The following is a 13,019-nucleotide window of genomic DNA, read 5'->3' on the forward strand; positions in this document are numbered from 1 at the left end:
GACGGCAGGGAACACGGGGGATGTGACAGGTGAGCGACCACGACCTTCTGGCGCAGCGCTTCGAGGGGCACCGCACCCATCTGCGAGCGGTGGCCTACCGCATGCTGGGCTCGCTGAGCGAGGCGGAGGACGCCGTACAGGAGACGTGGCTCAAGCTGAGCCGCTCCGACGCCGACGCGGTGGAGAACCTGGGCGGCTGGCTGACCACGGTGACCGGCCGGGTGTGCCTGGACATGCTGCGCTCGCGGACCACGCGGAGCGAGGATCCCCTGCACGACCGGGACGGGCAGGTGCGCATCCCCGATCCGGTCGTCAGCAGGGCGGACGGACTCGATCCCGAGCAGGAGGTCCTCCTGGCGGACTCGGTCGGCATCGCGCTGATGGTCGTCCTGGAGACCCTCTCCCCCGCCGAGCGGCTGGCGTTCGTGCTGCACGACATGTTCGCCGTGCCCTTCGACGAGATCGCCCCGGTGCTCGGGCGCAGCGCGGCCACCACCCGGCAGCTCGCCAGCCGCGCCCGCCGCCGCGTCCACGGCGCGGAGCCCGCTCCCGACACGGACCGGGCCCGCCTGCGTACGGTCGTCGACGCCTTCCTGGCCGCCGCGCGCGGCGGGGACTTCGAGGCCCTCGTCGCCGTCCTCGACCCCGAGATCGTGGCGCGTTCCGACGGCGGGACGCTGCTCCCCAGCGTGCTCCGGCGCGGCGCGGCCGAGGTCGCCTCCCAGGCGATCGCCTTCGCCCGGTTCGCCGAAGCCGCACACCCGGTGCTGGTCAACGGCATCCCGGGCGTGGTCTCGCTGTCGCAGGGCCGACCGCTCTCGGTCATGGGGTTCACCGTGCGGGACGGCAGGATCACCGCCCTCGACATCCTCACGGACCCCGAGCGCCTCGCACGCCTCGACCTGAGCGTCATCGACGGCTGAACCGCCGGCCGGACACGCAGGAGGACGCGCCCCGTGACGGCGGTCACTCCGGCAGCGGCGCGCCCTGCTGAGGTAGCGGCGGCGCCGGGGCGGGCAGGAACGCGGCTGCCTTCAGCGCGAGTTGCCCGGCGAAGTACGCGGCAGCGTCGGGGCGCATCCGGGCCAGGGCGACCATGCCCGTGATGACGACGTCGCAGATCTCGTCGTGGACGTCCTCCCAGGTGTGGGAGCGGCCCTTGCGCGGGTTGGTGCCCTTGGCTCCGATCACGGCCTGGGCCGCCTCGCCGAACTCCTCACCGATCTTGAGCACCTGAAGCAGGTGGCTCTCCTCCGGCTCCAGCCCCTGCGCGGCGTCGGAGGCGTCGAAGCGGGCGGCCAGCGCGGTGATCGTGGCCCATGCGGCGAGCGGTTCGGTCCCGGGGTTCATCGTCGTACCTCCGTCGAGCGGGGGCAGCACCCTATCCGCCTGCTGGTGCCGACCCGTGGCCGATTGTCCCGTTGTCGGCGGCTAGCAGGGGGATGCGGACGGTTCCTCACGGGTCGTAACGGAGGCAATTCGACAGGTAGTTATTGGATGAATACCTGACTGAATTCCCGTCAATAAGGCTCCGGTTCATATCTCGATTTGATAACGACTCCCCTTTATTGGCCTGGACCAATCCTATGCGACGCGCGTAACTGCCCTTGTTTTATTGAAAATTGATGGTTCGTCAAATCCGATCAACAGGTAACGGAACGATTTCTCGAACCACCCTCCCCTTTGTCCGAATTCTCCGGCGCATTCGTCTGGCAGGCTTCCGCGCACCCAGTGTTCCGCTCACGATTTGAGGTGCCCATGACAGGACGACGCAGACGGCGCGAACACCGCCGCAAACCCCGGCGGTTGATACTCCTCACCGCCGCCATGGCCACGGCGGCGGTGATAGCCACCGGCATCGCCTACTCCGGACTCGGCGACGGGGCCCAGGCCGCGGCCCCCGCCGAGGCCGCCGCCGCGGAAGCCGCGGCCCCGGCGGCCGCGCCCGCACGCGACCAGGAGCCGGAGCCCATCGCGAGCGCGCCCGCCAACGAGAGCGCGCGCGGCATGGTCTACGACGGCCTCCAGGTCGCCCCGAAGGGCGACAAGTGCGTCGGCGTCTACCGCACCGACGTCGGCCACTGCACCCACGGCCCCGACGCCCCGCCCAAGGGCGTCGACATCACCAAGGAGATCGCACCGGTCGTCAAGGCCTCGGCCCCCGCGGCCGACCCGGCCCGGCCGGCGAGCGACGACCCGGCGAGCACGGAAGGCGGCGGGCGTCCTCAGGACGCGCCCGCCGCCGCCGACGCCGCCTCGGTGGCCTCGAAGACGCCCGCTCCCGCGGCCTCGTCCACCGGCGGCCAGACCGTCGCCGCAGGTCCCGCGGGCCAGACCGTCCAGTGCGACGGCGACGGCAGCACCGGCAACCGCGTCCAGGTGGTCTACGTCCACGCTCCCGGCCGCGACCGCTACTCCGAGTACGTCGCCTCGTTCCGCAAGTGGGCGGCCGACGCCGACCTCATCTACGCGGCGAGCGCCCAGGAGACCGGCGGGATCCGGCACATCCGCTACGTGACGGCCGCCGACTGCACGCCCACGGTGCTCAACATCGAGCTCCCGGCCTCGGCGCTGGCCGAGTTCAGCGCGACCAACGCCGCGCTCGCCGCCAAGGGGCTCGACCGCCGCGACCGCAAGTACATGATCTTTGCCGACAGCCAGGTCTACTGCGGCATCGGCACCTTCAACGGGGACGAGCGGCCCGGCCAGGCCAACCAGAGCAACTTCGGCCCGTCGTACGGGCGTACGGACTCGGGCTGCTGGGGCGGACACACCGCCGCGCACGAACTCGGCCACAACCTGGGCGCGGTCAACAACAGCGCTCCCAACACCAGCCGCGGCGCGCACTGCACGGACGAGTTCGACGTCATGTGCTACTCGGACACCCCGTACTACCCGCAGATGCGCAACATCTGCACCAACCAGGCGTCCGAGAACATCCTGGACTGCAACCACGACGACTACTTCCACACCAGCCCGAAGGCGGGCAGCTACCTCGCCACGCACTGGAACATCGCCGACAACCAGTTCCTGATGCGCACCAAGGGCGGCGGCACCGACCCGGGTCCGAACCCGAACCCGAACCCGACCCCCACCAAGAAGCCCACTCCGTCGCCGACCAAGAAGCCCACTGGCGGTCCGGCCGTGACGGCCGCTCAGATCCAGTCCGACTCCGTCGTGGTGAGCTGGCCCAAGGTCGAAGGCGCCGCCTGGTACCAGGTCATGCTGAACGGCAAGCACCTGACCTGGGTGCAGTCGCAGGCGCTGCGCATCTACAACCTCCAGCCCAACACCGCGTACACGGTCACCGTCTCGGTCCGCGACGGCTCCGGCCGTGACAGCGGACCCGGCAAGGCCGCCTCCTTCCGCACGTCGGGCACGGGCGGCGGGGCGACCACCCCGGGCGCCAAGTACCTGCTCGGCAACGGCAGCACCGGCATGAACGCCGAGGTGTGGGGCGGCCGCAGCGCCGACGGCACCGTACTCGTCGGTGCGCGGGCCAACGGATACGCCCAGCAGCAGTGGTACTTCGACGACGCGGGCAGCGGGCAGGTCCGCATCCGGTCCGCGGTCTCCGGCAAGTGCCTGCAGCCGGGCGGTACCCCCGCCGCGGGCATGTGGGTCGCCCAGCAGCCCTGCGGCGCGAACGGTGCACAGGCCTGGAAGCTGACCTCCCGCGGTGGCGCGGTCACCGTCACGGACCCGAGCGGCGGCTTCGCGCTGACCGTGAGCAACCGCCCCTACTACGGGAACTGGCTGCTCGACCTCCAGCGGGCGGACGGCCGCGCCACGCAGGCGTGGACCGTGCAGAAGGCCGGCTGACCTGCCGGTCCACCCACCGCTGACCGGCTGACGGATGGTCACCGACCGCCCCGGCCGGCCCACCCCCGGCGGACGGCCGCACACGCGGCCGTCCGCCGGTCCCCTCATCCCAGCCACCCGGAGCACCGCCACGATGCGCATACGAACCGCTTTCCCGGCCCTGCTGGCCGCAGTCGGCCTCATGTTCCTGGCCCCCACCGCTGCCCACGCCCACGGCGACACCGTGAAGGTGACCGTGACCGGGCAGCGGGACGGCCACGTCACCGCCGACGTCACCTGGGAGAACGACGGGGACCCCGTCGAGGAGGCCGTCGCCGCCACGGTGAACGCCGTCAGCCCCGACGGCTCCCGCTCACTGGGGCCCTGGCGCCTGATCCGCGATGTCGCCGCCGCCCCCGCGGGCTGGACCACCGCCGAGATACTGCCGCCCGGCAACTGGAAGGTCTCCATCGACGTGGGGTTCCCGGACCTCGGGCACGGCGAACTCGAGCTCTCCGTACCCGTGGTGGACCCGGCACCCGCCACCGGTGCTCCGGCCCCGACGACTCCGGTCCCCGCATCGCCGTCGCCATCCGTATCCGTATCCGTAGCCGCACCGGCGTCCGCCCCTGCCCCCGCCGGCACTCCCTCGGCTCCCGCCACACCGCCCGCCGGGACCGCGGACCACACCGTCTGGTGGACCACGGCGGGCGTGGCGGCGGCGGCCCTGGCCGGCGCGGCCGGCGGCCTGCTGCTGCGCCGCCGGCGGGTGCGGCGGATGCGCGCCGCCGGCCAGGGCTCGGAGCGGACGTCCGGGTAGGGACCCCGGACCCCCCGGCGGCGGCTACGGGGTAGGGAGCAAGGGGTACGGAGTACGGGCAGAACCTCGAACCCCCTTGCGAGCGTCCTCGAGGTCATGAACGTGCACGTAGTCACGCCGACGGCCCCGCGCCGCCGCCGGGTCCTCCCCCGGCTCCCCGGTCTCCCCCGCGTCCGCCGCGTCCTGCGCACCCGCCGCGGCCGGGTGATCGCCGTCCTCGCCGTCCTCGTGACGCTGCCGATGCCGCTGCACGGCTGGATTCCGGACCGCGGTCCCCACCTCGGCAGCCTCGTCGAGACGTTCCTGCCCTGGACCGCCGCGGCGGTCGTGGCGCTGCTCGCCGCCGCGCTGCTGCGCCGCTCCCGGGTGGCACTGGTCGCCGTCCTCCTGCCCGCGGTCACCTGGGCCGGCCTCCACGGCGGCACGTTCCTCGACCGGGGAACCGGCGGCCCGGCGGACCTCACCGTCGTCACCCACAACGTGGACGACGTGAACCCCGATCCGGCGGGCACCGCCCGCTCCCTCGCCGCCTCGGGCGCGCAGCTGATCGCCCTGGAAGAACTGACGTGGCCCGCACTGCGCCAGTACGAGCAGACGCTCGCCGGGACCCACCCGTACCACGCGGTGGCGGGCACGGTCGGCCTGTGGAGCACCTATCCACTGCGCGACACGTCCGCCGTGCCGCTGGTGCCGTGGCGCAGTGCCCTGCGGACCACCGCCGACACGCCCGAGGGCCCGCTCACCGTCTACGTCGCCCATCTGCCTTCCGTACGCGTCCGCCTCGGCTCGGGTTTCACCACCGATCGCCGCAACGAGGCCGCGGGCCGGCTGGCCGCGGAGCTGGACTCCGCCCCGGCCGGGCGCACGCTCCTGCTCGGCGACTTCAACGGCACGACCGACGACCGGGCGCTGGCGCCGGTGACGGGCCGATTCCGCTCGGCCCAGGAGGCGGCGGGCGCGGGCTTCGGCTTCAGCTGGCCCGCTCGGTTCCCGGTCGCCCGCATCGACCAGATCCTGGTCCGCGAGCTCACCGTGGTCTCGGCGTGGACCCTTCCGGCCACCGCCAGCGATCACCTGCCGGTGGCGGCGTCGCTGCAACGGTGACGAGGCTTCGCGGCGTCGGCGGCCGATCGCGTCGGGGGCCCAGCCCGGTCGGGGTACGGACGCGAGCAGCAGCCGGCTGGCGCTGCCCGCCGGAGAGCCGGCGCGGCAGGGCGGCCGCCTCCCGTGCGCCCGGGCCCGGGCCGGTCTCAGGCCCCCGGGGTCAGCCGGTCCCACAGGAAGGTGTGCACGAGCGCCTCGTTGAACGCCGTCTGCTCGTGGTCGGTGGCCCCGGAGTGGCCGCCGCCCAGGTGCTCGTGGAACAGGACGGGGTGCCCGAACTCCCGCAGCCGGGCGGCCATCTTGCGGGCGTGGCCGGGGTGCACGCGGTCGTCGCGGGTCGAGGTCAGCAGCAGCAGGGGCGGGTACGCGGGGCCCTCGGTCCGGATCCGGTGGTAGGGGGAGATCCCCTCCAGGTGGGGCCGGTCGGCGGGGTTGTCGGGGTCCCCGTACTCGGCGGTCCAGCTGGCGCCCGCGAGCAGCCGGTGGAAGCGGAGCATGTCCATCAGCGGCACGTGTGCGACGACGGCGCCGAAGAGTTCCGGGTCGCGGGTGAGCATCGCGCCCATCAGGAGGCCGCCGTTGCTGCCTCCCTCGATGCCCAGCTGGGCGGGGGTGGTGATGCCGCGGCCGGTGAGGTCCCGGGCGACGGCGGCGAAGTCCTCGAACGCCCTGACCCGGTTCGCCCCGAGGGCCGCCCGGTGCCAGTCCGGCCCGTACTCGTGCCCGCCGCGGATCCCCGCGACCACGTACGTACCGCCGCGCGCCAGCCAGGCCCGGCCGGTGACCGCGCTGTACTGCGGGACCATGGAGATCTCGAAGCCGCCGTACCCGTACATCAGGGTGGGCCCGGGACCGGGCCGGTCCTCGGGGCCGACGACGAAGTAGGGGACCCGCGTGCCGTCCGCGGAGACCGCGAAGTGCTGGCGCACGGCGAGACCGGCGGTGTCGAACAGCGCCGGTCCCCGCTTCAGGCTCTCGCCCGCGCCCTCGCCCGCCGTGCCCCGGTAGAGGGTGGACGGCTGGAGGTAGCCTGAGACGTTCAGGAAGTACTCGTCGCCGACGTCCGGGTCGGTGCAGGTGACCGAGGCGGTGGACAGCGGCGGAACCCCGGCCAGCGGGGCGCGGCGCCAGCCGTCGGGGCCGGGTCCCGGAGTCAGGATCTCCATCCGGGAGGAGACGTCGGCGCTGGTGGTGAGGATGAGGTGGTTGCGGGTCCAGCTCCACCCGGCGAGCGCGGTGTGCTCGTCCGGGGTGAACAGCACCGCCGCTTCCCGCTCCCCCGCCCGGAAGGCGTCGAAGTCGAAGGCGAGCAGCGTGCCCGCGTCGTGGCCGAGCCACGGCGACTTGGGGGCGACGATCAGCCATTCGCGGTGCACGGAGGCGGCGGCGTCGTCCGGTACGTCGATCTTCTCCGGCTCCGCGTCCGGTCCGTCCTCCGGGCGCAGGAACATCTCCTGGTGCCAGAAGTCGATCTGCCGGTGGAGGAAGTCCCGTTCGAAGCCCGGTGTGTCGTCGTGCCAGCCGGAGGCCGAGATGTCGGAGGCCCGGCCCTCGTAGACGAGTTCGGCGTCGGTCAGGGGCGTGCCGCGCCGCCAGCGGCGTACCTGGAGCGGGTAGCCGGACCCGGACATCGAGCCGGGGCCGAAGTCCGTCCCGATCCAGACCCGGTCGCGGTCGATCCAGCCGATGGTGGTCCTGGCCTCCGCGACCTCGAACCCGCCCTCGGCGAACTCCAGGGTCTCCAGGTCGAACTCGCGCACCACGCAGGCGTCCGCCCCGTCCCGCGACAGCAGGACCAGGGCGTGCCGGTACTCGGGCCCCAGCACCCTGCTGCCCGCCCAGGCCCACTTCTCCCCCTCGGCCTCGGCCAGGGCGTCCAGGTCCAGGACCGGCTCCCAGACGGGCCGGTCCTTGGCGTACTCCTCCAGCGTGGTGCGCCGCCACAGCCCGCGTACGTGGTCGGCGTCCTGCCAGAAGTTGTACAGGTGGCTGCCGCGGCGGACGACGTAGGGGATCCGGCCGTCGTCGTCGAGGACCTCGCGGATCGCGCTCTGGAGCACCTTGAACCCCGGGGTCCCGGTCAGCGCGGCCACCGTCTCGTCGTTGCGCTCGCGGACCCAGCCGAGGGCGGCCTCGCCGGTGATGTCTTCCAGCCAGAGGTACGGGTCTTCATCGCTCATCCGGCGATTGTGCCCGACGCGCGGCGCCGGTCAGGGCGAGACCTCCGCCCTGGACTCGCGCAGGGCGGTGTGCACCGACCAGGTCACCGAGACCAGCGGGACCGCGACGACCGCGCCCACCACACCGGCGGCGATGGCGCCCGCGATCACCGAGATCGCCACCACGAGCGGGTGCAGCCGCACCGCCCAGCTCATCACCAGCGGATGCAGCAGGTGCCCTTCGATCTGGCCGATGACGACGATCAGCGCGACCACCACGCCCGCGACCAGCGGTCCCTTCGCGGCCAGGGCGACGACCGCGGCGATCGCGAGCGCGACCGGGGAGCCGATCAGGGGGACGAAAGCCGCGAGGAACTCCAGCAGCGCCAGCGGGACGGCCAGCGGCACCCCGAGGAAGTACAGCGCCACCCCGACGAGGACGGCGTTGGTAGCCGCGACCAGCACGATCCCGTGGGTGTAGCCGGTGAACGTGCGCCATGCCGCGCGCCCGGCGACGGCCACCCGCGCGCGGGCCGTCTCGGGCAGCTGCGCGCAGAACCAGGACCACTGGCGGTCGCCGCCGTGCAGGAAGAGGACGGCGGAGAAGACGGCGAGGGCGAGGACGGTGAGCACGTGCACCAGGTGACCGGCTCCGCTGAGCGCCCTGCTGAGCAGGGTCGAGCGGTGGCTCGACAGGTACTGCCCGACGCGGGACTGCACGTCCGACAGCGCCCCGGGGTTGAGCCGGAAGGGCGGCTGCTCCAGCCAGCGTTCGATCCTGCCCAGGCCCGCGCGGAACTCCCGTACCAATGTGGTGCTCTCCCCGGCCACCGCCTCGCCCACCAGCGCCAGCACGCCCAGCAGCAGCGCCGCGCTGCCGAGCAGGCAGACGGCGACCGCGAGGGACCGGGGCATGACGCGTGCCAGCCGGCGGGTGGCGCCGGAGAGCAGGGCCGTGACGACGAGGCCGAGGAAGAGCGCCACGCCGATCTCGTGGAAACGGCCCAGGACGGCGAAGACCGCGTAGACGGCGGCGGCGACGACCAGCAGGCGCCAGGCGTACGACGCGGCCGTACGAAGGAACGCTGACACCGGCGGCATGGCCCATGGGTGCCACCGCGAATCCCCGACGGCACGCGCGCGGCCCCGGATTCGCTCGTCCGGGGCGGATAATCCGTTGCCTGGCCGCAGCCGAGCGCCGACGATGACCCCTCGTGAGTACCTCCCGCTGGGCCGCCGTGCTGCCCGACTTCTCGCCGTGGCGTTCCAGCCGCGATTTCCGGCTGCTGTTCTACCAGGGCACGGTCACGTTCTTCGGCTCGTTCATGGCGATGATCGCGCTGCCGCTCCAGATCAAACACCTGACCGACTCGCCGCTGGCCGTCGGTGCGATGGGCGCGGTGGAACTCGTACCGCTGGTGGTCTGCGGGCTGTACGGGGGCGCGCTCGCCGACGCCGTCGACCGGCGTCGGCTGATCCTGCTCACCGAGGCCGGGCTCGGGCTGCTCGCGCTGGTGCTGCTGGTGAACGCGCTGCTGCCGAGCCCGCTGCTGTGGCCGCTGTACGTGGTGGCGGCCGGTGTGTCGGCGCTGACCGGGCTCCAGCGGCCGGCCCTGGACTCGCTGATGGCGCGCATCGTGCCGCACGACCAGCTGACGGCCGCCGCCGCGCTCAACGGGCTGCGCTACCAGTTCGGCGCCATCGCGGGTCCGGCGCTGGCCGGCCTGGTCGTCGCGTACGCCGGGTACGCCTCGGCCTACTCGGTCACCGTCGCCGGATTCCTGGCCTCGGTACTGCTGTGCCTGCGGCTCGCGCCGGCTCCGGCCGCGGGGGACGCCGAGCGCCCCTCGCTGCGCGGGATCGCCGAGGGCGCGCGCTACGCGTGGAGCCGTCCGGTGCTGCTCGGCACGTACGCCGTCGACCTCGCGGCGATGTTCTTCGCGTTCCCGAACGCGATCTACCCGTTCCTCGCGGACGAGCTCGACGCGGAGTGGGCCCTCGGCCTGATGTACGCGGCGGGCGCGGTGGGCTCCCTGGTCCTGGGGATGACGAGCGGCTGGACCTCGCGGGTACGCCGGCACGGGCTCCTGGTGGTGTGCGGAGCCGCGGTGTGGGGGCTGGCGGTCGCGGCCGCGGGCTGGTTCCCGAGCGTCTGGCTGGTGCTGCTGTGCCTCGCGGTGGCGGGCGCCGGCGACATGCTCAGCGGACTGGGGCGGGCCACGATCTGGAACCAGACGATCCCCGAGGGGCTGCGGGGGCGGCTCGCCGGGATCGAGGTGCTCTCGTACAGCGTCGGCCCGCAGCTCGGCCAGGTACGGGCGGGCACGATGGCCGGCTGGACCGGCACCCGGACGGCCTTCTGGAGCGGCGGTCTGGCCTGCGTGGCGTCGGTGGCCGTGCTCGCGGCGCTGCTGCCGAAGCTGATCTCGTACGACGCGGACACCGACGAGGACGCGCTGCGCCGCCGGGCGTCCGGGAAGGCCGAGCCGGAGGCGGAGACCGCGGCCGCGGCGCCGTAGGGCCGTGCGTCAGCGCGGCGGCTGGAGGTTACTCGCGAGGAACCACGGCCTTTGGCTATGGTGAGCGCCCCCGATCGAGTCCCCCTTCGGATCCATTGATCACAGACGGATTCGCTGCATCGATCGAAGGAAGTCCTGCCAATCCAGGATTCATTGCGCAGCACTAGAGCGACGTGGTGTCGGCAACACCGCCCGGCGTCGGCTCGGTACGAGCCGGCCTGCCCTCGTCCTGTCACCCGGGACCCGATGGCGGCGGCCCTCTCATTCACCTACCTCGCGAAGGCAAGGCAGAGATGGCACGAATCTCCCGACAGTCCCCCCGGCAGTCCTCCCGGCACCGGCCTCATCCCGTCGACGAGCTGCTCCCGGCCCCCAAGCTCGCCCTCTACGGCTTCCAGCACGTCCTCGCCTTCTACGCGGCGGCCGTCATCGTCCCGGTCCTGCTGGGCAACGCCCTGGGCCTTTCCCGCGAGGAACTCGTCCACCTCATCAACGCGGACCTGCTGACCTGCGGCGTGGCCTCGATCATCCAGGCCCTCGGCGTCTGGAAGATCGGCGCGAGGCTGCCGCTGGTCCAGGGCGTCACCTTCACCGCGGTCTCGCCCATGATCGCCATCGGTACGGGGGCGGGCGGCGGCACCGCCGGCCTGCTCGTCGTCTACGGGGCGGTGATCACGGCGGGCATGGCCACGTTCGCCTTCGCACCGCTCTTCAGCAAGCTGGTGAAGTACTTCCCGCCGGTCGTCATAGGCACGATCCTCACCATCATCGGCATCACCCTGATCCCGGTGGCCCTCCAGGACGCGGCCGGCGGCGCGCACCTCATCGGCACGCCCGCGTACGGGGATCCGAAGAACCTCGCGTACGCGCTGGGCACCCTGCTGTTCATCCTGGCCATGGTCCGGATCGGCAAGCCGTTCCTCAGCAGCCTCGCCGTCCTGCTCGGGCTCGTCGTCGGTACGGCGGTGGCCTGGCTCTTCGGGGACGCCGACTTCGCCGCGGTGCGGGAGACCGCCTGGTTCGGCGTCACCACCCCGTTCCACTTCGGCACGCCGCGGTTCGAGCTGCTGCCGATCATCGCGATGCTCGTCGTCATCCTGATCACCATGGTGGAGACCACCGGGGACGTGTACGCCATAGGCGAGATCACCGGCAAGCGGGTCGGCGCGGACACCGTGGCCCGGGCGCTGCGCGCCGACGGCGTGGCGACCGTACTCGGCGGCGTCCTCAACTCCTTCCCGTACGTGGCGTTCGCCGAGAACATCGGGCTCGTGCGCATGTCGAAGGTGATGAGCCGGTACGTGGTCGTCGCGGCCGGTGTGTTCATGGTGGTACTGGGACTGCTGCCGAAGGCGGGCAGCCTGGTCGCCTCGGTTCCGCATCCGGTGCTGGGCGGCGCCGCGCTCTCCATGTTCGGCATCGTCGCCGCGGTCGGCATCCAGATCCTGGGGAAGGCCGATCTGCGCGAGGAGCGCAACACCCTGATCCTGGCGGTGAGTCTGGGCGCCGCCCTGCTGCCCACGACGGTCGCGCCGTTCTTCGACCGGATGCCGGACGACGTCAGGGCGGTGCTCAACAGCGGGATCACGCTGGGCGCTCTGACGGCGATCACGCTGAACCTGCTCTTCAACGTGTTCACCAGCCGCTCCACGATGGAGATCGACTGGGAGGAGCACGGGGACGACTACGGCGAGGACTACGGCCAGGACCCCGGCCACGACTTCGGCCAGGACTCCCGCCACGACTTCGGCCGGGGCCGCGATGCCACGGGTCCGCACCTGGGAACGGCCGCCCGCTGAACCGGCCGCGGGCCGGGCGGAAGATCCGCGGCCTCCCGGCCCGCGTCCCGGTACCGCCGCGTCACCGGCCCCCCGCGGGGAAGGGCGCGGCGTCGCCCTCCTCGCCGATCAACTCCCAGAAGTGGTCCACGAGTCGGCGCAGGTACGCGGCGCGCTCCGCCGCGACCTCCTTGAGCCTGGCGTCCGCGTTGCGGGCGACCAGGTGGCCCATGTACCGCTCGGAGAACGCGGAGAACTCCGCGTGCATGGTCTGCAGGGCATCGCCCACGCTGGTCGCGTCCACCACCACGATCTCCGCGACCGGTTCCACGTGCACCTTCCACCGCCCGTCCACGGCCGATCGCAGGTGCTCCGCCAACTCGTCCACCCGGCCCATGATCCCGATGAGCTTGCGCAGCGACAGCCCGAGGGCTTCCACCAGTGCCCTGGTCTGCCAGGCGTCCCCGTCCCACCGCCGCGCCGCCTCGGCCGCGCGGTACTCGGAGGGGTCCATGCCTATGCGGTACGCCAGCCGCTCCACCGTGAGCCGGCCGGCCAGCCGGTGTTCGGCGAGGGTCCGCGGCTCGACGCCCATGAGCGTCACGACATCGCACCACAGCACGTCGGCCAGGGCGAAGAGCTGCCGGTCGGAGGGGATGTGGGAGCCCTGCTCCCAGGCCACCACCAGGTCGGGGTGGACGGGGGTCCCGCAGGTGGCCATCGAGTGGGCCACCTGGGCCGCGGTCAGGCCCATGCGGGCGCGCGCGGACCTGGCCTGCGCGGGGGAGAACGGAGTGCTGTACACGTACGAGACACCTCGCAACACCCTCGGGCGCTC

The 13,019-nt window shown here is 72.7% G+C and carries 10 protein-coding genes; 6 read left to right on the forward strand and 4 right to left on the reverse strand.

Features of this window, described 5'->3' with window-relative positions; translation table 11 throughout:
- Positions 1–29 precede the first annotated feature (29 nt).
- Positions 30–923 (forward strand): sigma-70 family RNA polymerase sigma factor, encoded by an 894-nt coding sequence (locus tag ACIPUC_RS08590; protein ID WP_446587747.1) that lies wholly within the window; start codon positions 30–32, stop codon positions 921–923.
- A gap of 43 nt (positions 924–966) precedes the next feature.
- Here ACIPUC_RS08590 and ACIPUC_RS08595 read toward each other — a convergent pair whose 3' ends face one another.
- Entirely contained in the window at positions 967–1,350 is a 384-nt protein-coding gene (locus tag ACIPUC_RS08595) for a MazG-like family protein (protein ID WP_446587749.1), read from the reverse strand.
- 408 nt (positions 1,351–1,758) lie between these two features.
- Here ACIPUC_RS08595 and ACIPUC_RS08600 point away from each other — a divergent pair, with 408 nt between their 5' ends.
- The 3 genes from ACIPUC_RS08600 (at position 1,759) to ACIPUC_RS08610 (ending at position 5,725) form a co-directional block, all read left to right on the forward strand.
- Positions 1,759–3,822 carry an RICIN domain-containing protein gene (locus ACIPUC_RS08600; protein ID WP_446587751.1) on the forward strand — a complete coding sequence of 688 codons (2,064 nt, stop codon included), beginning with the start codon at positions 1,759–1,761 and terminating at the stop codon, positions 3,820–3,822.
- A 133-nt stretch (positions 3,823–3,955) separates the two neighbouring features.
- A complete protein-coding gene (locus ACIPUC_RS08605; protein WP_446587753.1) occupies positions 3,956–4,621 on the forward strand; it encodes a hypothetical protein in 666 nt (221 codons plus the stop codon).
- 96 nt (positions 4,622–4,717) lie between these two features.
- Positions 4,718–5,725: an endonuclease/exonuclease/phosphatase family protein gene (locus ACIPUC_RS08610; protein WP_446587754.1), complete on the forward strand. Its 1,008-nt coding sequence runs from the start codon at positions 4,718–4,720 to the stop codon at positions 5,723–5,725.
- Positions 5,726–5,871: 146 nt separating this feature from the next.
- On the opposite strand, the gene ACIPUC_RS08615 is transcribed toward ACIPUC_RS08610, so the two are convergent.
- Positions 5,872–7,905, reverse strand: a complete 2,034-nt coding sequence (locus ACIPUC_RS08615; protein WP_446587756.1) for a prolyl oligopeptidase family serine peptidase — start codon at positions 7,903–7,905, stop codon at positions 5,872–5,874.
- Positions 7,906–7,935: 30 nt separating this feature from the next.
- Complete coding sequence (locus tag ACIPUC_RS08620; protein WP_446587758.1) at positions 7,936–8,985, reverse strand: AI-2E family transporter; 1,050 nt, start codon at positions 8,983–8,985, stop codon at positions 7,936–7,938.
- A 113-nt stretch (positions 8,986–9,098) separates the two neighbouring features.
- Here ACIPUC_RS08620 and ACIPUC_RS08625 point away from each other — a divergent pair, with 113 nt between their 5' ends.
- Both ACIPUC_RS08625 and ACIPUC_RS08630 read left to right on the forward strand, forming a co-directional pair.
- Positions 9,099–10,403, forward strand: coding sequence for an MFS transporter (locus ACIPUC_RS08625; RefSeq protein WP_446587760.1), 1,305 nt, complete (start codon positions 9,099–9,101; stop codon positions 10,401–10,403).
- Between the two features lie 293 nt (positions 10,404–10,696).
- Positions 10,697–12,202 carry a nucleobase:cation symporter-2 family protein gene (locus ACIPUC_RS08630; RefSeq protein WP_446587762.1) on the forward strand — a complete coding sequence of 502 codons (1,506 nt, stop codon included), beginning with the start codon at positions 10,697–10,699 and terminating at the stop codon, positions 12,200–12,202.
- Positions 12,203–12,263: 61 nt separating this feature from the next.
- Here the strand turns inward: ACIPUC_RS08630 and ACIPUC_RS08635 are convergent, their stop codons facing one another.
- The gene (locus tag ACIPUC_RS08635; protein ID WP_446587764.1) at positions 12,264–12,986 is read right to left on the reverse strand and encodes a helix-turn-helix domain-containing protein; all 723 of its coding nucleotides are present in this window, start codon (positions 12,984–12,986) and stop codon (positions 12,264–12,266) included.
- Positions 12,987–13,019: the final 33 nt, after the last annotated feature.

It is taken from the genome of Streptomyces sp. LARHCF249, from assembly GCF_052871255.1.